17 protein-coding genes are annotated in these 17,958 nt (G+C 71.5%); 9 read left to right on the top strand and 8 right to left on the bottom strand.

All coding sequences use genetic code 11. From position 1 onward, the window contains the following. Nucleotides 1-149: 149 nt before the first annotated feature. Nucleotides 150-851 (bottom strand): DUF2293 domain-containing protein, encoded by a 702-nt coding sequence (locus AB0I16_RS00690; RefSeq protein ID WP_363247096.1) that lies wholly within the window; start codon nt 849-851, stop codon nt 150-152. Between the two features lie 72 nt (nt 852-923). Here AB0I16_RS00690 and AB0I16_RS00685 point away from each other — a divergent pair, with 72 nt between their 5' ends. Next, complete coding sequence (locus AB0I16_RS00685; protein ID WP_363247095.1) at nt 924-1,556, top strand: uridine kinase; 633 nt, start codon at nt 924-926, stop codon at nt 1,554-1,556. A 34-nt stretch (nt 1,557-1,590) separates the two neighbouring features. Here the strand turns inward: AB0I16_RS00685 and AB0I16_RS00680 are convergent, their stop codons facing one another. Further along, on the bottom strand, nt 1,591-2,736 hold the full coding sequence (locus AB0I16_RS00680) for a magnesium and cobalt transport protein CorA (protein ID WP_363247094.1): 1,146 nt from the start codon (nt 2,734-2,736) through the stop codon (nt 1,591-1,593). Nucleotides 2,737-2,923: 187 nt separating this feature from the next. Between AB0I16_RS00680 and AB0I16_RS00675 the strand changes: the two genes are divergently transcribed. Then, entirely contained in the window at nt 2,924-3,289 is a 366-nt protein-coding gene (locus AB0I16_RS00675) for a cupin domain-containing protein (protein WP_363247093.1), read from the top strand. Between the two features lie 3 nt (nt 3,290-3,292). Here the strand turns inward: AB0I16_RS00675 and AB0I16_RS00670 are convergent, their stop codons facing one another. The 3 genes from AB0I16_RS00670 to AB0I16_RS00660 all read right to left on the bottom strand — a co-directional run bounded on the left by AB0I16_RS00670 (nt 3,293) and on the right by AB0I16_RS00660 (nt 6,175). Beyond that, nucleotides 3,293-4,564 (bottom strand): MFS transporter, encoded by a 1,272-nt coding sequence (locus tag AB0I16_RS00670; RefSeq protein ID WP_363247091.1) that lies wholly within the window; start codon nt 4,562-4,564, stop codon nt 3,293-3,295. Nucleotides 4,565-4,652: 88 nt separating this feature from the next. Next, nucleotides 4,653-5,207, bottom strand: a complete 555-nt coding sequence (locus AB0I16_RS00665) for a methylated-DNA--[protein]-cysteine S-methyltransferase (protein WP_363247090.1) — start codon at nt 5,205-5,207, stop codon at nt 4,653-4,655. Between the two features lie 74 nt (nt 5,208-5,281). After that, the gene (locus tag AB0I16_RS00660; protein ID WP_363247089.1) at nt 5,282-6,175 is read right to left on the bottom strand and encodes a glycerophosphodiester phosphodiesterase family protein; all 894 of its coding nucleotides are present in this window, start codon (nt 6,173-6,175) and stop codon (nt 5,282-5,284) included. 274 nt (nt 6,176-6,449) lie between these two features. Between AB0I16_RS00660 and AB0I16_RS00655 the strand changes: the two genes are divergently transcribed. From AB0I16_RS00655 to AB0I16_RS00630, 6 genes are all read left to right on the top strand, one after another. Continuing rightward, complete coding sequence (locus tag AB0I16_RS00655; protein ID WP_363247087.1) at nt 6,450-7,319, top strand: MHYT domain-containing protein; 870 nt, start codon at nt 6,450-6,452, stop codon at nt 7,317-7,319. A 96-nt stretch (nt 7,320-7,415) separates the two neighbouring features. Beyond that, nucleotides 7,416-9,569: an excinuclease ABC subunit UvrB gene (uvrB, locus tag AB0I16_RS00650; RefSeq protein WP_363247086.1), complete on the top strand. Its 2,154-nt coding sequence runs from the start codon at nt 7,416-7,418 to the stop codon at nt 9,567-9,569. A gap of 164 nt (nt 9,570-9,733) precedes the next feature. Beyond that, complete coding sequence (locus AB0I16_RS00645; protein ID WP_076686818.1) at nt 9,734-10,312, top strand: TerD family protein; 579 nt, start codon at nt 9,734-9,736, stop codon at nt 10,310-10,312. A gap of 137 nt (nt 10,313-10,449) precedes the next feature. Next, nucleotides 10,450-12,411, top strand: a complete 1,962-nt coding sequence (locus AB0I16_RS00640) for a TerD family protein (protein ID WP_363247085.1) — start codon at nt 10,450-10,452, stop codon at nt 12,409-12,411. A 296-nt stretch (nt 12,412-12,707) separates the two neighbouring features. Beyond that, entirely contained in the window at nt 12,708-13,715 is a 1,008-nt protein-coding gene (locus tag AB0I16_RS00635; RefSeq protein WP_363247084.1) for a TerC/Alx family metal homeostasis membrane protein, read from the top strand. A gap of 45 nt (nt 13,716-13,760) precedes the next feature. Next, the gene (locus AB0I16_RS00630; RefSeq protein ID WP_363247083.1) at nt 13,761-14,861 is read left to right on the top strand and encodes an ionic transporter y4hA; all 1,101 of its coding nucleotides are present in this window, start codon (nt 13,761-13,763) and stop codon (nt 14,859-14,861) included. Between the two features lie 11 nt (nt 14,862-14,872). On the opposite strand, the gene AB0I16_RS00625 is transcribed toward AB0I16_RS00630, so the two are convergent. Then, nucleotides 14,873-15,931 (bottom strand): S66 peptidase family protein, encoded by a 1,059-nt coding sequence (locus tag AB0I16_RS00625; protein ID WP_363247082.1) that lies wholly within the window; start codon nt 15,929-15,931, stop codon nt 14,873-14,875. Between the two features lie 76 nt (nt 15,932-16,007). Between AB0I16_RS00625 and aroQ the strand changes: the two genes are divergently transcribed. Then, complete coding sequence (gene aroQ, locus AB0I16_RS00620; RefSeq protein ID WP_363247081.1) at nt 16,008-16,481, top strand: type II 3-dehydroquinate dehydratase; 474 nt, start codon at nt 16,008-16,010, stop codon at nt 16,479-16,481. Between the two features lie 34 nt (nt 16,482-16,515). Here the strand turns inward: aroQ and AB0I16_RS00615 are convergent, their stop codons facing one another. Together AB0I16_RS00615 and AB0I16_RS00610 are read right to left on the bottom strand one after the other, a co-directional pair. After that, complete coding sequence (locus AB0I16_RS00615; RefSeq protein WP_363247080.1) at nt 16,516-17,172, bottom strand: MBL fold metallo-hydrolase; 657 nt, start codon at nt 17,170-17,172, stop codon at nt 16,516-16,518. A gap of 10 nt (nt 17,173-17,182) precedes the next feature. Further along, nucleotides 17,183-17,866 carry a maleylpyruvate isomerase family mycothiol-dependent enzyme gene (locus tag AB0I16_RS00610; RefSeq protein ID WP_363247079.1) on the bottom strand — a complete coding sequence of 228 codons (684 nt, stop codon included), beginning with the start codon at nt 17,864-17,866 and terminating at the stop codon, nt 17,183-17,185. Nucleotides 17,867-17,958: the final 92 nt, after the last annotated feature.

Raw genomic sequence — 17,958 nt, 5'->3', positions numbered from 1 at the left:
GGGCGGTGGGCGCGTGGCTTGGCGGGCGGGGTGCGCGGGCCCCGGTAGGGAGGTGAGGTGAGTGTGCGGCCCGGATCGGGGGGTGGGGGGCACGGCTTGGGGTGGGCGGTCGGCGCACGGCTTGGCGGGCGGTGGTGCGTGGGCCCCGGTCAGGGGTGGCGTGGGCGTCGGTTCGGGGGTCTGTCAGGGGCGGCCCGCCAGCTCCGTAGCGTCGTCTCCACCGGGGGAGCGATGCGGCGGCGGGCCTCGCCGCGCGGGACCCCGCTCATCAGCAGCCGGTCGTACGGCGTGGCCGTGTGCCGGACCGCCGCGATGACCGCCGCCGTCACCGCCGCCTGCGACAGCGCTCGGCCCGCCGCGCTGCGCCCCACCCTGCCGCTGCCCCGCAGCGAGGCGTGGGCGGCGATCGTGTGGGCCCGGTCCGCAGGACAGCCGGGGAAGAGCCGCCGTATCTCCTCCGCGAAGGCCGCGGTGAACCGCACGTCCTCCGCGGCCCGCCGCACCGCGTCCCTCGCCCGGCGCCGGGCCCGCGCCTCCGCGTCCGCGAGGCAGCGCTCCTCGGCCCGGACGAGCGCGGCCTCTTCGACGAGGACGCCCTGCCGTTCATAACGGGCCCGGCGGCGGTGGAAGCGGACGACCACCGCGGAGAGGCCGCTGTCCTCGCGGGCCCGCCGCGTGAGCGCCGTGTCGCCGCGCGGCAGGTAGACCAGGTGCCCGAGGTCGGCGCAGTCCAGGCAGCGCGGCTCGCCGCCTTCGAGGGTGAGCAGGGCCAGCGGCCCCGAGCGGCACTCCGCGCAGTACCGTCGGGTGAGGGGCTGGAAGGCCACGAGGCCGGCAGGAGGGCTCGCCATACCCCTCTCATTCCCCGGACCACGCACCCGCCCCCGCGGCCGCCCCCGTGCGCCGGACGGCATCATGGGCCCGTGCGCCTCGAACCGATCACCTGGGAGCGGCTCGCCGACACCCTCGCCGACCGCCTGCTCGACCTGGAGCCCGCCGACGGCGGCCCGTGGCCGCGCGTCGCCGTGGACGGGGCCCCCGCGGCCGGGACGGGCGAACTGGCGCGGCGGGTGAGCGAGGCGCTGCGGCTGCGCGGCAGGACCGCCCTCGTCGTCGGCACGGAGGGCTTCCTGCGGCCGGCGTCGCTGCGCTTCGAGTACGGCCACGAGGACGCCGACTCCTACCACAGCGGCTGGTTCGACACGGGCGCGCTGTGGCGCGAGGTCTTCGGGCCGCTCGAACCGGGCGGGACGGGCCGGGTGCTGCCCGACCTGTGGGACCCGGCGACCGACCGCGCGACGCGCAGCCCGTATGTCCGGCTGCCGCTGGGCGGTGTGCTCCTGCTGCACGGCCCCCTGCTGCTCGGTCACTGGTTCCCCTTCGATCTGACGGTGCACGTACGCCTCTCGCCGGGCGCCCTGCGGCGGCGCACCCCGGAGGCGGAACGCTGGACGCTGCCGGCCTTCGAGCGGTACGACACGGAGACGGACCCCGCGGCCACGGCGGACGTGGTGGTACGGGCGGACGACCCGCGGCACCCGGCATGGAACGGCTGAGGCGGAACGCGCCCCCGACTGCCGCCGCTCCCCGCTACAGCCAGCCGTTGCGCCGGAAGCCGCGGTAGAGCGCGGTGCACACCGCCGCTATCAGGCCCATCACCAGCGGATACCCGAACTGCCAGTGCAGCTCCGGCATGTGGTCGAAGTTCATCCCGTACATCCCGCAGACCATCGTGGGCACCGCGACGACCGCCGCCCAGGCGGTGATCTTCCGCATGTCCTCGTTCTGCGCGACGGTCACCTGGGCCAGATGGGCCTGGAGGATCGAATTCAGCAACTCGTCGAAGGCGGAGATCTGTTCGGTGGCCCGCTTCAGATGGTCGTCCACGTCCCGGAAGTACGCCTGTATCTCCGGGGCGATGATCCGCATGGGCTGGGTGGCGAGTACCTGGAGGGGGCGGCCGAGGGGCACCACGGCGCGCTTCAGTTCCAGCAGCTCGCGCTTGAGCTGGTATATCCGGCCGGGGTCGACCCGTGCCCCGTTAGGCGCGAACACGTCCGACTCCACCTGGTCGATGTCCGACTGGGCGGCGCTCGTGACCGCGAGATAGTCGTCCACGACCTGGTCCGCGACCGCGTGCAGGACGGCCGCGGGCCCCTGGGCGAGCTGCTCGGGAGCCGCTTCAAGGGCCTCGCGGAGCGGGCCGAGCGAGCCGTGGCTGCCGTGCCTGACCGTGATGACGAAGTCGCGGCCCACGAAGAGCATGATCTCGCCGGTGTCGACCACCTCGCTGGTGGCGGTCAGCTCGGTGTGCTCCACATAGCAGACGGTCTTGAAGACGGCGAAGAGCGTGTGGTCGTACCGCTCCACCTTCGGGCGCTGGTGCGCGTGGACGGCGTCCTCCACGGCGAGCGGGTGGAGGTCGAAGAGGTCGGCGATGTCCGCGAACTCCTCCTCGGTGGGTTCGTGCAGACCCAGCCAGACGAAGCCGTCGTCGAACTTGCGGATGCGCTCCACCGACTCGATGAGATCGCGTGCGGGGGACTGGCGCACCCCTTCTCTGTACGTCACGCAGTTGACCACCGACGAACCCAGCGGGGACCGGGCGGGATGGCTCAGATCGACGCGTGTGTGACGGCGGCCGAGGCGTGCCACTCTCCGCAGACCGCGGACCTTCCGCAGGCTGCCGACCTTGCCCAGGCCTCCGACTTTCCGCAGGTTGCCGGCCATCGACATGTGGGGCTCCTAGCGCTGACGACGAGATGTGCCAGTCTGCCAGCCGACTCGGTTCTCCCGCTGAGCCCTGTGGGAACGGACTATTCCGCTCCGTATGGGCCCTCTCCCTGACGGGGCGCGGTGGTCGCCAAACCGCGTGCGGACCCCGCTGGTTGCCCGGCGCGAGCCCCGGCTAGGGTGACCGGCCATGACCAAGAATGATCAAGGCGTTCCCTCTTTCGCCGTGCACGTCCCGGACGCCGAGTTGACGGCCGAACCGCTCGATCCCGCCCAGATCGTCTCCGGCGATCCGGTGGTGACCGGCAAGGTGCTGTGGGAGTCCGCCGACGGCAAGCAGGCGCGCGGCATCTGGCAGATCACGCCCGGCGTCGTCACCGACACCGAGGCAGATGAGCTGTTCGTGGTCGTCAGTGGCCGCGCCACCGTCGTGGTCGAGGGCGGCGCCACGCTGGAGATCGGCCCCGGCGACGCCGCCGTGCTGCGCGAGGGCGACCGTACGACCTGGACCGTGCACGAGACGCTGCGCAAGGCGTACCACATCACGCTGCCTTGATCCCTAGGGCGTGTTTCGAACCGCCCTGCGGACGGCGAGCGCGGCGAGCGGCAGCAGGACGAGGCCGCCGATGAGGTTGAGCCAGCCGTAGCCGGCCTGCGCGACGATCAGGCCCGCCACCGCCCCGCCGATGCCCGCCGCCGTGTTCATCGTCAGGTCCGACAGGCCCTGCACGGCGGCCCTCGCCGCCTGCGGCACCGAGTCGGTGAGCAGCGCGGAGCCGGAGACCAGGCCCGCGGACCAGCCGAGGCCGAGCACGAAGAGCCCGGCGGCCGTCTGGCCGTGGCTCGGCCCCGCCGTGCCGGCGAGCAGCGCGGCGCAGCCGAGGAGGCCCACCGCGAGGCCGATGACGGAGAGGCGGCCGAACCGGTCGGCGAGCCAGCCGAGCACCGGCGAGAACGCGTACATGCCCGCGATGTGACCGCTGATGACCAGGCCGACCAGTTGCAGGCTCGCGCCGTGGTGGCCCAGGTCCACCGGGGTCATCACCATGATCGAGACCATCACGGTGTGCGAGGCGGCGACCGTCACCAGCGCGAGGCGGGCCATGGGCGACGCGGCCACCGCGGCCACACCGGCCCGCAGCGACCTGCTCCGCGGGTCCTCGTCCTCCCGCGGGGCCAGGGCGCGGGCGGTCAGCAGCGGGTCGGGCCGCAGCAGCACCGCCACCACCAGTGCGGCGACCGCGAAGATCCCCGCGGCGAAGAGGAAGGGCCCCGCCTGTTCGGGCACGGCGGTGCCCTCGAACAGCCTGCTCGTCGGCGCCGCGATGTTGGGACCGAGCACCGAGCCGATGGTGGTGGCCCAGATGACGTGCGAGATGGCACGGCCGCGCCGGTCCGGCTCGACGAGGTCGGCGGCGGCGAAGCGGGCCTGCAGATTCGCCGACGACCCCGCGCCGAAGGCCGCCATGCCGACCAGCAGCAGCGGGAAGCTGCCGGCCACCGAGGCGAGCACCACGAGCCCGGCTCCGACCGCGCCGATGACGTAGGCGAGGACCAGGCCGGGACGCCGCCCGCGTGCCGTCATCAGCGCGGCGAGCGGCAGCGAGAGCAGGGCCGTGCCGGCCACCGAAGCGGTGGGGGCGAGGCCCGAGAACGCCTCCGACCCGCTCACCTCGGTGGCGAGCACCGGGGCCAGCGCGATGCCGATCGGTACCCCGAGTCCGCCCAGTATCTGGCTGGCGATCAGCACGGCCGTGGTACGGCGGCGCAGCGCGGGCAGCGCCTGTGGCGTGGGTATGTCAGTGCGGGGAGCGTCGACGGGCGTAGTCACTGGCGCAGTGTGCCAGGAGACTCGTGCCCCGGAAACAGCCATGAGCGGGCCCACGGCCGCGGCGCCGCCGGGCGACGCTCTCCGCCCCTCAGAACAGCGGCTGCGGGAGCACTCCCTCCAGCGCGAGGAGCTGCCGCTTGGTCTCCAGGCCGCCGCCGAAGCCGCCTATGCCGCCGTCGCTCTCCACCACGCGGTGGCACGGCACCACGACCGGCAGCGGATTGGACCCCATCGCGATGCCCACGGCCTGGGCCGCCCCGGGGCTGCCCACCCGGTCGGCGAGGTCGCCATAGCCCACCACCGAGCCGTACGGCACACCGGAGGCGAGCTCGCGCAGCACCTGGCGGTTGAAGCCGGAGCTCAGCGACCAGTCGAGCGGCAGCTCGAAGTCCTGCCGCGCACCGGAGAAGTACGCCGAGAGCTGCCGTATCGCCTCGGCGAGCAGGGGTGATTCCGGCGCGTGGACCGGCTCGGTGCCCAGTCGGGAACCGAGCCGGTCCAGGGTCCTGTCACGCACCGCGTCGGTGGCGTGGAAGGCCACGGTGACCAGCCCCTCGGCGGTCGCGGCCAGCAGCAGCGGCCCGATGTCGCTGCCGACGACGGCCCATACGAGCGGGCCCCGTCCCTGCACATTGGCGTCCATGCGACCACCGTACGGCCGGGCACTGACAACGCCCGGCCGCCGGGGCGTCTCCGGTCACCGGCGACGAGCGGGCGTCAGCCCTTGCGCACCGCCTTGCGGACGACGTCGGGCGTGTTCGTGATGATGCCGTCCACGCCGAAGCGCGCCGCGCGCACCGCGTTCGGGGCGTCGTTGACCGTCCACGTGTAGATCTCCAGGCGCTTCTTGTGCGGCCCCTTGAGCGCGTGTATCGCCTTGACGTAGGCCGCCGAGATGGAGGTGTGGGTGGCGTTGATCTGGTCGGAGAACTTGGCGTACCGGGGCAGGTCGGCGACGGCGGGCGTGCCGAGGAAGCCCGTCTTCACGTCGGGCCGCAGCTTGTGCACGGTCTTCACGCTGTCGGCGCTGAAGCTCTGGATGACCAGCTTCTTCTTGACGTGCTGCCGGTCGAGCCAGCCCGTGTCGCGCAGGATGCGCAGGCCCTGCTTCTCGATGCCCGGGTAGAGCTCGGGCTTCTTGAACTCGAAGACGAGGCTCTGCTTGTTGCGCGAGACCCGCTTCATGTACTGCTTCAGGGTCGGCACGCGCTGACCCGCGTACTTCGGGCTGAACCAGCTCCCCGCGTCCAGCCTGGCGATCTCCGCCGCCGTGAAGTCCGCGACCTTCCAGGGGGCCCGCCCGGGGAACACCTGCTCGACGTTGGTCGTCCGCTTCAAGGTGTCGTCGTGCATGATCACGAGCTCGCCGTCCTTGGTCCGCTGGACGTCGTTCTCGACCCAGGAGAACCCCATGTCCCGGGCCTTGTCTATCGCGGCGAAGGTGTTCTCGGGCGCGTAGGCGGACGCTCCCCGGTGGGCGACCACCAGCGGGGTGCCGGGCTTGGCGGCACTCGGCGCCACCGGGGTGTCGGCGGCGGCGGTGGTGGGGAGGACCAGCGCACCGGCGCCCAGGAGAGCGGCGACAGTGGTGGCGGCAGCGCGTGTGTACACAAGTACTCCTCGCGTCGTGAGATCGCGGACCGGTCGAGAGTGACAGTCAAGGGCCAACGGGAGACAGGTGCAGGATGGCCACAGGCTGAACGGAGGTATCCGGAGCGAGGGACCCCGCGCGCGAGTGACGCGATTCTTTGCCGGAAAATCGTTCGTGCGTTCCGGCGGGAGCCTTACTCTCTGCCTCAGCCGACGGCCTTTCAGATGGCCGCGGGCCGGGGCGTACGGGACGTGACGGGTCATTTGGACGCAACAGGCGGAAGGGCTACCTCGCATGCAGGGCACGGTCGACGGGTTCAGCTACGGAGTCGTCACCCCGGTGGTGGCCTACGTCATGGCCTGCCTCGGAGGAGCGCTCGGGCTGCGCTGTACGACCAGATCGCTCCTCGTCGCGCGCTCCTGGCGCCCCGGCTGGCTCGCGCTCGGATCGGCCGCCATCGGCTCCGGCATCTGGACCATGCACTTCGTGGCGATGATGGGTTTCACCGTCGAGGAGGCGCCCATCCGCTACGACAAGGCGCTGACCTTCGCGAGCCTGGCCGTCGCCATCGTCATGGTCGGCATCGGCATCTTCATCGTCGGCTACCGGGGCGCGACCGGGACCGCGCTGTTCACCGGCGGGACGATCACGGGCCTCGGGGTCGCCTCGATGCACTACCTGGGAATGGCCGGTATGCGTCTGCGCGGGACGCTCGACTACAACACCCTCACCGTCGCCGCGTCCGTCGTGATCGCCATGGTCGCCGCCACGGCGGCACTCTGGGCGGCTGCGCAGGTCAAGGGCTTCCTGTGGAGCCTGGGCGCCAGCCTCGTCATGGGTCTCGCCGTCACCGGGATGCACTACACGGGCATGGCGGCCCTCAGCGTCCACCTGCACGGCCCGGACACCGTGCCGGCCGGTGCCTCCTCCGCGGAGATCCTCGCGCCGATGATGATCGGGCCGCTCGCCTTCCTGCTCCTCGCGGGCGTGATCGTGATGTTCGACCCGCTGATGGTCATGGGCGGCCAGCCGGAGACCAGGACCCTCGGCGGGAAAGGGGCCCGCGGGCCGTACCCGGTCCCGCGCTCGGGGGACCGGCACGTGCCGGATTCCCGCCGCGAACCCCGCCGCCGGCCCGGCTACCGCTCCCCGCAGAACCGGTGAGGGACGCCGCCGGGGACCGGTGAGCGAGCCGTCGCGGACCGTCGCCGGCCCGGCGATCCGGCCCGGTTGTCAGTGCGGGGTCGTACGGTGGATTCCATGCGGCCCGTATCCAAGATCGAACGCACGGTGGCACCTTTCGAGGTCGTCAGTCCGTACCAGCCCAGTGGCGACCAGCCGACGGCCATCGCCGACCTTGAGCGGCGTATCCGCGCGGGTGAGAAGGACGTGGTCCTCCTCGGCGCGACCGGCACCGGCAAGTCGGCCACCACCGCGTGGATGATTGAGAAGCTCCAGCGCCCCACCCTCGTGATGGCGCCGAACAAGACACTGGCCGCCCAGCTGGCGAACGAGTTCCGCGAGCTCCTGCCGAACAACGCGGTGGAGTACTTCGTCTCGTACTACGACTACTACCAGCCCGAGGCGTACGTCCCGCAGTCGGACACCTACATCGAGAAGGACTCCTCGATCAACGAGGAGGTCGAGCGGCTGCGCCACTCCGCGACGAACTCCCTGCTGACCCGCCGTGACGTGGTCGTCGTCGCCTCCGTCTCCTGCATCTACGGCCTCGGCACCCCGCAGGAGTACGTGGACCGCATGGTGCCGCTGAAGGTCGGCGACGAGATCGACAGGGACCAGCTCCTGCGCCGCTTCGTCGACATCCAGTACACGCGCAACGACCTGGCCTTCACCCGCGGCACCTTCCGCGTCCGCGGCGACACCATCGAGATCTTCCCGGTCTACGAGGAGCTGGCCGTCCGCATCGAGATGTTCGGCGACGAGATCGAGGCGCTCTCCACCCTGCACCCGCTCACCGGCGAGGTCATCAGCGACGACGACCACCTCTACGTCTTCCCCGCCTCGCACTACGTGGCGGGTCCCGAGCGCCTGGAGAAGGCCGTCACCGGCATCGAGAAGGAGCTCACCGAGCGCCTCGCCGAGCTGGAGAAGCAGGGCAAGATGCTGGAGGCCCAGCGCCTGCGCATGCGCACCACGTACGACCTGGAGATGCTCCGCCAGATCGGCTCCTGCTCCGGCGTCGAGAACTACTCGATGCACTTCGACGACCGCGCGCCCGGCACGGCCCCCAACACGCTCCTCGACTACTTCCCCGAGGACTTCCTCCTCGTCCTCGACGAGTCGCACGTCACGGTCCCGCAGATCGGCGCGATGTACGAGGGCGACGCCTCCCGCAAGCGCACCCTCGTCGACCACGGCTTCCGGCTGCCGTCCGCGCTGGACAACCGGCCGCTGAAGTGGGAGGAGTTCCTCGGCCGCATCGGCCAGACGGTCTACCTCTCGGCCACCCCAGGGAAGTACGAGCTCTCGCGCGGCGACGGCTTCGTCGAGCAGATCATCCGCCCCACCGGCCTCGTCGACCCCGAGGTCGTCGTCAAGCCCACCGAGGGCCAGATCGACGACCTCGTGCACGAGATCCGCACGCGCACCGAGAAGGACGAGCGCGTCCTGGTCACCACGCTGACCAAGAAGATGGCCGAGGACCTCACGGACTACTTCCTGGAGCTCGGCATCCAGGTCCGCTACCTGCACAGCGACGTCGACACGCTGCGCCGCGTGGAGCTCCTGCGCGAGCTGCGGGCCGGTGAGTACGACGTCCTGGTCGGCATCAACCTCCTGCGCGAGGGCCTGGACCTGCCCGAGGTCTCCCTGGTGGCGATCCTCGACGCCGACAAGGAGGGCTTCCTGCGCTCGGGGACCTCCCTGATCCAGACCATCGGCCGCGCGGCGCGCAACGTCTCGGGCCAGGTCCATATGTACGCCGACAAGATCACCCCGGCGATGGAGAAGGCCATCGACGAGACCAACCGCCGCCGGGAGAAGCAGATCGCGTACAACAAGGAGAAGGGCATCGATCCGCAGCCCCTCCGCAAGAAGATCAACGACATCGTGTCGCAGATCGCCCGCGAGGAGGTCGACACCGAGCAGCTCCTCGGCTCGGAGTACCGCAAGCCGAAGGCCGGCAAGGGCGCCAAGGCCCCGGTGCCCGCGCTCGGCGGCGACGCGGCCGCGGCGGGCAAGGCCGCCGCACCCGGCAAGGGCAGGGCCAAGAAGGGCCAGACCGTCCCGACCGACCGCCCCGCCGCCGAACTCGCCGAGCAGATCGAGGAGATGACGGCCCGTATGCGCGCAGCCGCCGCCGACCTCCAGTTCGAGATCGCCGCACGGCTGCGCGACGAGGTGTCGGAGATGAAGAAGGAGCTGCGTCAGATGAGGGAGGCGGGCCAGGCCTGAGGGCCCCTCGGGGGAGCCGGGAGAGGCGTTTCCGGCGTACTGACCGGTCTGTTGCAGGACCGCCACAAAGTACGGCCCGCCCTGCTGATCCGCAGGTGGCGCTGCATAGGGTGCTGGGCAACCGCAGAAGGCGGTTGCCCAGGCAGTTCGAGAGGGGACAGCGCGTGACGGTCAACATGACCAAGGGTCAGGCCATCAGCCTGCAGAAGGACGACGGGGGCGCCCTGACCGCGGTGCGCATGGGACTCGGGTGGCAGGCGGCTCCGCGCCGGGGCCTGTTCGGCTCCCGTACGCGCGAGGTCGACCTGGACGCCTCGGCGGTCCTCTTCGCCGACAAGCAGCCGGTGGACGTCGTCTTCTTCCGCCACCTGGTCAGCGACGACGGCTCGGTGCGGCACACCGGGGACAACCTCGTCGGCGGGGTGGGCCAGGGCGGCGACGACGAGGCGATCCTCGTCGACCTCCAGCGAGTCCCCGTCCACATCGACCAGATCGTCTTCACGGTGAACTCCTTCACCGGCCAGACCTTCCAGGAGGTGCAGAACGCGTTCTGCCGCCTGGTCGACGAGACCAACGGCCAGGAGCTGGCGCGCTACACCCTCGACGGCGGCGGCCAGTACACCGCCCAGATCATGGCGAAGGTCCACCGGGCGGGCGCGGGCTGGCAGATGACGGCCATCGGCAACCCGGCCAACGGCCGCACCTTCCAGGACCTGATGCCGTCGATCCTGCCGCACCTGTAGGCACGTCGGCACGCCGGCGCGCGAGTACGTCAGCAGCCAGCGCGTCAGCACGTCTACGTCAGCACGTCAGCACGTCAGCACGTCAGTACGCAGGAGTCACGAGGGCTCGACGGGGTCCTCCTAGGGGGAACGAAGCGATGGCGGCCGAGCTGGTGCGGGGGCAGAACCACCCGCTGCCCTGGACCCGTCTGGAGATCCGCGTCTCGGCGGGCGAGCCGGTCGTGGCGGGGGCCACGCTCGGCGACGACCGGGGCAGGGTCCGCGGCGTGGAGTGGGTGGCCCATCCGGGCTCACCCACCCTGCCGGGCCTTGAGGTGTCCCAGCAGGCGGCGGCCGACCACCGCCTCGCCGTGGACCTCGACGCCCTGCCGGACACCGTCCACCGGGTCAGCGTGCTGCTCGCGCTGCCCGTGGGCGTCGGGGGCCCCGGCAGCTTCCGCGCCCTCCCCGCCCCCTTCATCGCGGTCACCGGACTCGACGGCACGGAGGTCGCCGGCTTCACCATCACTGGCCTGGACACCGAGTCCGCCGTCGTCGCCCTGGAGCTCTACCGCCGCCAGGACGCCTGGAAGGTCAGGGCCGTCGGCCAGGGGTACGCGGGCGGGCTCGCCGACATGCTCACCGACCAGGGCCTGCCCGAGGCCCGCGAGCTGGCGGGCGTCATCGAGGACGCGGTGGCCAGGGGCCTCGCCCGTTCCGTGGCCCCGCCGCCGCGCCCGGCCGACGGCACCAGGGTGCGCACGGCCCCGCACGGCGAGTCCGCGCAATCCGCTCCGACCGGTCCCGGGGGCGCCGCGCGGCCCGCTCCGGCCGGTCCTGCGGACGCCGCCCGGGACGCGGGCCCCGAGGGGCAGCCCGTCCCCGCCCCACGGGAGCCCGGCGGCCCCGTCGACTACACCCACCCGGGACGCCGGACCTCGGCGCCTCCGCCGCCGCCACCCGTCGCGCCCGCGGCCCAGCCCGGCCAGGCACCGCGGCCCGTCGCGGGGGACGCCACCGGGTGGTCGATGGAGGAGCGGCTCTACAACCAGGTGTGGGGCATGTTCGAAGACCTGGCCCGCACCACGGCGGCGTACCGCAGCGCCGTCGACTTCGCCGACTCCCGCATGGAGCAGGAGCTCGACAAGGTGCTCTCCGACCCGCGCAGCCGCATCGGCGGTACCGGTGACGCCGCCCGCGACACGGCGCGGGCCAAGCACGCCGACCTGATCGGGCAGGCCAGGGCCGCCCTCGACCGCGACCTCGCCCAGCTCGCCGCCGAGGCCGACGTCGTCGAACCGGCCCTGCCCCCGGCGTTCGCGGCCTGGAGCAGCCCAGTCTGGCAGGCCTACCGCGCGCCCATGGAGATCCCGATGGCGCTCCGCCTCGGCGACCTGCACCTCCCCGAGCGCATCGACCTGCGCATCCCGATGCTGGTCAGGCTGCCCCTGGAGCGCGGCCTGTGGATCGACAGCGGCAAGGCCCTGACCAACACCTTCACCGACGCGGCCGAGCTGCGCAGGCTCGCCGTGGACACCGCGGTGGCGCACACCGCGCGGCTGCTCGCGGCCTACCCCGCGGGCGAGTTCTCCGTGCACGTCATCGACGCGGCGGGCTCGGCGGCCGCCGCGTTCGCCCCGCTGGTCTCGGCGGACGTGCTGACCCGGCCCCCGGCCTCCGGGGCCGCCGGGGTGTCCGAGGTGCTCGCCCGGCTCACCCAGCGCGTGGACCTGGTCCAGATGGCGGTGCGTGGCGGAGCGGCCGACGCGCTGCCCCCGGACCTCGACGTCGCCGAGCAGCTCCTGATCGTCAACGACTTCCCGCACGGCTTCGACGACCGAGCGGTGACCCGGCTGCGCTACCTCGCCGACGAGGGCCCGGCCGTCGGCGTGCACCTCATGATGGTCGCCGACCGCGAGGACGCAGCGGAGTACGGCCCGCTGCTCGACCCGCTGTGGCGCGCGCTGCTGCGCCTCACCCCGGTCCCGGACGACCACCTCGCCGACCCGTGGGTCGGTCACACCTGGACGTACGACCCGCCGTCCTTCCCGCCGGGCAGCGACGTGCTGCGGCAGGTCCTCGACGGGGTCGCGGCGGCGCGGCGCAACGGCGGCCGCTGAGCCGCACCGTCGGGTGCCACCGCCACCCGTGACGTTGGGGCGATGACGTTAAAGCGACTTTAGGTGCCTCCTGAGCTGGCTTTTTGGTTTTTGTTTGCCATCTCCTTTACCAACCCTTGGTTTTTCCCGTACTCTGGAGGCCGCGGAGGGGAGTACTCCCGGCTGCGACGTACCCGTCAATACGGACCGCCATCGGTCCCGGGGCGTCGGCCCGACCCACGGCACGGACCGTCCGGGTGGAGGAGACCTCCGGCAGCGACGACGCTGATCAGTAGCCGTACGACGCCGGAGGCGCAGTGGACGTTTCAATGAACATATGGGTGCTGACCATTCTTGGTCTGTGCGCCCTGATCGCGGTCGACTTCTTCATCGGGCGCAAGCCCCATGACGTGTCGATCAAGGAAGCCGGAATCTGGACGGTCGTCTGGATCGTCCTCGCGGCGCTCTTCGGCCTCGGCCTGCTGATCGCGGGCGAGAGCCAGGCGTCCGGTGAGTTCTTCGCGGGCTTCATCACCGAGAAGTCCCTGTCCGTGGACAACCTCTTCGTCTTCATCCTGATCATGGCGAAGTTCTCGGTGCCGACCCACCTCCAGCAGCGGGTGCTGCTGTTCGGTGTGCTGATAGCCCTGGTCCTGCGCGCGATATTCATCGCCGCCGGCGCCGCGGTCATCGCCAACTTCTCCTGGGTCTTCTACATCTTCGGCGCGTTCCTGATCTACACCGCCTGGAAGCTCATCCAGGAGGCCCGTGCCGACGAGGAGGAAGAGGACTGGGAGGAGAACCGCCTCCTGAAGTCGGTCGAGAAGAAGTTCGGCGTCTCGGACCGGTACGAGGGCACGAAGCTGTTCATCAAGAAGAACGGCAAGAAGATCATGACGCCCCTCATGGTCGTCATGCTCGCCATCGGCACCACCGACGTGCTCTTCGCGATGGACTCCATCCCCGCGATCTTCGGCCTCACCCAGGACCCGTACATCGTCTTCACGGCCAACGCCTTCGCCCTCATGGGTCTGCGGCAGCTCTACTTCCTCATCGGCGGACTACTCAAGAAGCTGGTCCACCTGAGCTACGGCCTCTCGGTGATCCTCGGCTTCATCGGCGTGAAGCTCGTGCTGCACGCCCTGCACGAGTCCGGGGTGCACGTCCCCGAGATCTCCATCCCGCTCTCGCTCTCGGTGATCTGCGGTGTCCTGGTGGTCACCACGATCACCAGCCTCATCGCCTCCAAGAAGCAGGCGGCCAAGGCCGCCGAGGAGCAGGCGGCGGAGGAGCCGGCCGAGTCCACGACGGCCGGGAGCAAGTAGCGCCACCAAGTAGCGGCACCCAAGCGCCCGGGGCAGCATCGAGTCATGGTCACTCGGCTCCGGGCGCTCGGCATGCAGTGGACGACGGTGGTCCCGCTCCTCGCCGTCGTGCTCCTCGTCCTCACCTGGGGCCGCGACCTGCCCGGCATCGTCGTCGCCGTGGTGACGCTGGTCCTCGCGGGAGCGGTGCTCTCCGCCGTCCACCACGCCGAGGTGATCGCCCACCGCGTCGGTGAACCCTTCGGTTCACTGGTCCTCGCCATCGCGGTGACCGTCATCGAGGTGGCGCTGATCGTCACCCTCATGGCCGACGGCGGCGACAAGAGCTCCACCCTGGCCCGCGACACCGTCTTCGCCGCGGTGATGATCACCTGCAACGGCATCGTCGGGCTCTGCCTCCTGGTCGGCGCGCTCCGCCACCGCGTCGCCGTCTTCAACCCCGAGGGGACCGGCGCCGCCCTCGCGACCGTCGCCACCCTGGCCACGCTCTGCCTGGTCCTGCCGGCGTTCACCACCACCAAGCGCGGCCCGGAGTTCTCGACCAGCCAGCTCACCTTCGCCGCGATCGCCGCGCTCGTCCTGTACGGACTGTTCGTCTCGACCCAGACCGTGCGCCACCGCGACTACTTCCTGCCGCTCACCAAGCGGGGCGAGGTCATCGACACCGACAGCCACGCCGAGGGTCCGTCCACCCGGGCGGCCCTCACAAGCCTCGGGCTGCTCGCGCTGGCCCTGATCGGCGTGGTGGGCCTCGCCAAGGGCGTCTCGCCGACGATCGAGTCAGGGGTGGAGAGCGCCGGCATGCCGCACGCCGTGGTCGGCGTGATCATCGCCCTGCTCGTCCTGCTCCCCGAGACCATCGCGGCCGTGCGCGCCACCCGCGGGGACCGCGTGCAGACCAGCCTGAACCTCGCCCTCGGCTCGGCGATGGCCAGCATCGGGCTGACCATCCCCGCCGTCGCCGTCGCCTCCGTGTGGCTCTCCGGGCCCCTGGTGCTCGGCCTGAGCGCGACCCACATGATCCTGCTCGTCCTCACCGTGATCGTCGGCACGCTCACCGTCGTCCCGGGACGGGCCACACCGCTGCAGGGCGGCGTCCACCTGGTGCTGTTCGCCGCGTACCTGGAGCTGGCGATCACCCCGTAGGGTCGCGCGCGTCAGTAGGTGACCGTGACGCGCCGCGCGGGACCGTCGACCCGTACGGTGCCCCCGTAAGGGATCACCACCTGCGGGTCGGTGTGCCCGAGGTCCACGTCGAAGACCGCCATGGTCTCCGGCGCGTACGCCTTAAGCGCCCGCAGGACCGCCTCGCGCTGCGCACGCGCGTGTGCCGCCTTCGCCTCCGCGTCCAGCGGGCGGGCGAAGGACCAGGTCTTGGGGCGCCCCATGAGCAGCGCGGGGAAGCGGCGCAGCAGCCCGCGCTCGCCCATGGTGCGCAGAATACGGAAGACGTGTTCGGCGCCCATGAGCTCTTCGCTGGTCTCCAGGAACAGCACGCAGCCGTCGTACGCCGACGGGGCCGCGGCGATCTCCCGGTCCGCCATCAGGTGCCAGGACAGGATCTCCAGCTCACCGCCCCAGGAGCGGCCCTCGACGACGCGCTCGGGACGGTGCCAGTACCAGCCCCCGGCCGGTTCGGTGGGCGGCTCCCCGGCGAAGGACTCGGGGTCGTCCCAGGGCAGGTCGACATCGCGGAAGCGGTCGGCGGGGCGCAGCTCGTAGGGCCCGGAGGTGAAGAGCGCGGCGCGCAGGGAGTCGGCGGTCAGGGGCGCCATCGCGCCGGGGCGGCCGAGCTCGCACATGACGGACGAGCCGTGGTACCCGACCACGCCGCACTGCCAGAGGAAGGCGAGCAGGCTGGTGTTGTCGCTGTACCCGAAGAACGGCTTCGGGTTGGCGCGGATCAACTCCCGGTCCAGGTACGGCAGTACGGTGATCTGGTCGTCGCCGCCGATGCTGGCGATGACGGCCTTGACGGCCGGATCGGCGAACGCCGCGTGGATGTCGTCGGCCCGCTCCCGGGGCGTTGAGCCCATCTTCCGCGTCGCGGGGTACTCGACGGGGTCGAGGCCGAAGTCCTCCTTGAGGCGCCGCAGGCCCAGTTCGTGGGGGAGCGGGAAGAGACCGGGGAGACCGCTGGACGGAGAGATCACGGCGACGCGATCACCCGGGGAGGGCTTGGGCGGGTACACGGGTTCGACGGATTCGGAGATCATGGCGAGCAGCGTAGGGCCCGACCGGTGTCAGGGACACCCGAGTTCAGGCGCGAGGGAGGCGTGATAGACCTCCTGCATGACCCTCAGTACCCGCAGCCTCGCCACCGCGCCGATCATGGTCCTCAACGGTCCGAACCTGAACCTCCTCGGGCGCAGGCAGCCCGAGATCTACGGCACCGACACCCTCGCGGACGTCGAGGCCCTGTGCGCCGAGGCGGCCGCGGCGCACGGCGGCAGCGTGGACCTGCGGCAGAGCAACCACGAGGGCGAGCTGGTCGACTGGGTCCACGAGGCGCGCGAGCACCACGCGGGGATCGTCATCAACCCCGCGGCCTACTCCCACACCTCGGTGGCGATCCTGGACGCGCTCAACACCTGCGACGGCCTGCCCGTGGTGGAGGTGCACATCTCCAACATCCACCAGCGCGAGGCCTTCCGGCACCACAGCTACGTGTCGAAGCGCGCCGACGGGGTCATCGCGGGCTGCGGTGTCCAGGGGTACGTGTTCGCGGTGCAGCGGGTGGCGGCGCTGGTCTCCGCGAAGGCGTGAGGCCCGCCTCCGCGCCGACCGGCGCCGCCCCGGCTCACCAGCCGCGGGCGCGCCATTCGCCGAGGTGCGGCCGCTCGGCGCCCAGCGTCGTGTCGCTGCCGTGGCCGGGATAGACCCAGGTCTCGTCGGACAGCGTCCCGAAGATCTTCGTCTCGACGTCGCCGAGGAGACTCGCGAAGGCCGCGGGGTCGTTGCGGGTGTTGCCGACGCCGCCGGGGAAGAGGCAGTCGCCGGTGAAGACGTGCGCGTGGCCGTGCGGGTCGTCGTAGACCAGCGCGATCGAGCCCGGCGTGTGGCCCACCAGGTGGCGGGCGGTGAGCTCGACCCGGCCCACGCGGATGGTGTCGCCGTCGTCGACGGGGACGTCCGTGGGCACCGGGATGCCCGCGGCGTCCGCGCGGCCCGCGTACGTCCGCGCGCCGGTCGCCGCGACGACGGCGGCCAGCGCCTGCCAGTGGTCGCCGTGCTGGTGCGTGGTGACGACGGACGCGATGCCGTCGTCACCGATGAGGGTCAGCAACGTCTCGGCGTCGTTCGCCGCGTCGATCAGGAGCTGCTCGCCGGTGGCCCGGCACCGCAGCAGATAGGCGTTGTTGTCCATCGGCCCGACCGCGACCTTCGAGATCATGAGGTCCGGCAGCTCGTGCACATCCGCGGGTCCGCCGACCTTCACCGCTCCGCTGTACGTCATGTGCGTCACCCTATAGCGGCGGAAGGGAGGGCAGGAGGCCCCCTTCGGCCGTCAGCCCGGAGCCGTCGCGGCGGCCCGCGAGCCAGCCGACCACGTCGGGCGCGGCCCCCGAGACGGTGACTTCGGGTTCTCCGGCCCTGCCCGTGCTCCACGCGTGCGTGCCGTCCGTGACACGGGTGGGCGGCACGTCGGGGTTCCCCGAGAAGCGCGCGGCGAGGAAGGCGCTCTCGCGCCGCACGAACTCCGCCGGCAGGTCTTCGAGCTCGTAGCCGATGCCGAGGTCCACGTGGTGCAGCTCCACCTCCACCCAGCGGCGGAACGGGACCCGGGAGGCGGAGTCGGTGACTCCGTTGCGCATCGTGATGGTGCGGGACCAGTCCGCGGGGAGCGCGGCCTGTGCCTCGAAGCGGGCCATGGACTCGCGGACGTCGTCGAGCTGCTCGGTGAGCGGCCGCGGGGCGTCGCGCTCGATGTCGTCGTCGCGCTGGCGTGCGCTCTCGTACATGGGCCGGCCGGCGAGGACGTTGACCAGGGCGTCCGCGTTCCGTGCCAGGTGGGCGAGGACGTGGCCGCGGGTCCAGCCGGGGAGCCGTGACGGCTCGGCGATCGCATCGTCGTTCAGTTTGGACGCTGCGCTGAGCAGCCGGTCGGTCGCGTCACGTACAGACGCCAGGTCGCGCACATGATCAATCATGCGCCCGACGATAGCTGGGTCACACGTCCGGGTGAAGGCTCCTGGATACAGCGCTAATCGAATGTACGTGCTATATGGTCGAGGGTGGCATC

Origin of the sequence: Streptomyces sp. NPDC050703 (assembly GCF_040654435.1) — a bacterium.
Taxonomy (GTDB): Bacteria; Actinomycetota; Actinomycetes; order Streptomycetales; family Streptomycetaceae; genus Streptomyces.
This window is presented reverse-complemented; position numbering and strand designations above follow the sequence as displayed.

What these genes read in the sequence shown, in the direction of transcription:
- AB0I16_RS00655 (WP_363247087.1), top strand. Translation starts at nt 6,450, where the DNA reads ATGCAGGGCACGGTCGACGGGTTCAGCTACGGAGTCGTCACCCCGGTG.
- AB0I16_RS00675 (WP_363247093.1), top strand. Translation starts at nt 2,924, where the DNA reads ATGACCAAGAATGATCAAGGCGTTCCCTCTTTCGCCGTGCACGTCCCG.
- AB0I16_RS00690 (WP_363247096.1), bottom strand. Translation starts at nt 851, where the DNA reads ATGGCGAGCCCTCCTGCCGGCCTCGTGGCCTTCCAGCCCCTCACCCGA.
- AB0I16_RS00615 (WP_363247080.1), bottom strand. Translation starts at nt 17,172, where the DNA reads ATGACGTACAGCGGAGCGGTGAAGGTCGGCGGACCCGCGGATGTGCAC.
- AB0I16_RS00665 (WP_363247090.1), bottom strand. Translation starts at nt 5,207, where the DNA reads ATGGACGCCAATGTGCAGGGACGGGGCCCGCTCGTATGGGCCGTCGTC.
- AB0I16_RS00610 (WP_363247079.1), bottom strand. Translation starts at nt 17,866, where the DNA reads ATGATTGATCATGTGCGCGACCTGGCGTCTGTACGTGACGCGACCGAC.
- AB0I16_RS00680 (WP_363247094.1), bottom strand. Translation starts at nt 2,736, where the DNA reads ATGTCGATGGCCGGCAACCTGCGGAAAGTCGGAGGCCTGGGCAAGGTC.
- AB0I16_RS00625 (WP_363247082.1), bottom strand. Translation starts at nt 15,931, where the DNA reads ATGATCTCCGAATCCGTCGAACCCGTGTACCCGCCCAAGCCCTCCCCG.
- uvrB (WP_363247086.1), top strand. Translation starts at nt 7,416, where the DNA reads ATGCGGCCCGTATCCAAGATCGAACGCACGGTGGCACCTTTCGAGGTC.
- AB0I16_RS00630 (WP_363247083.1), top strand. Translation starts at nt 13,761, where the DNA reads ATGGTCACTCGGCTCCGGGCGCTCGGCATGCAGTGGACGACGGTGGTC.
- AB0I16_RS00640 (WP_363247085.1), top strand. Translation starts at nt 10,450, where the DNA reads ATGGCGGCCGAGCTGGTGCGGGGGCAGAACCACCCGCTGCCCTGGACC.
- aroQ (WP_363247081.1), top strand. Translation starts at nt 16,008, where the DNA reads ATGACCCTCAGTACCCGCAGCCTCGCCACCGCGCCGATCATGGTCCTC.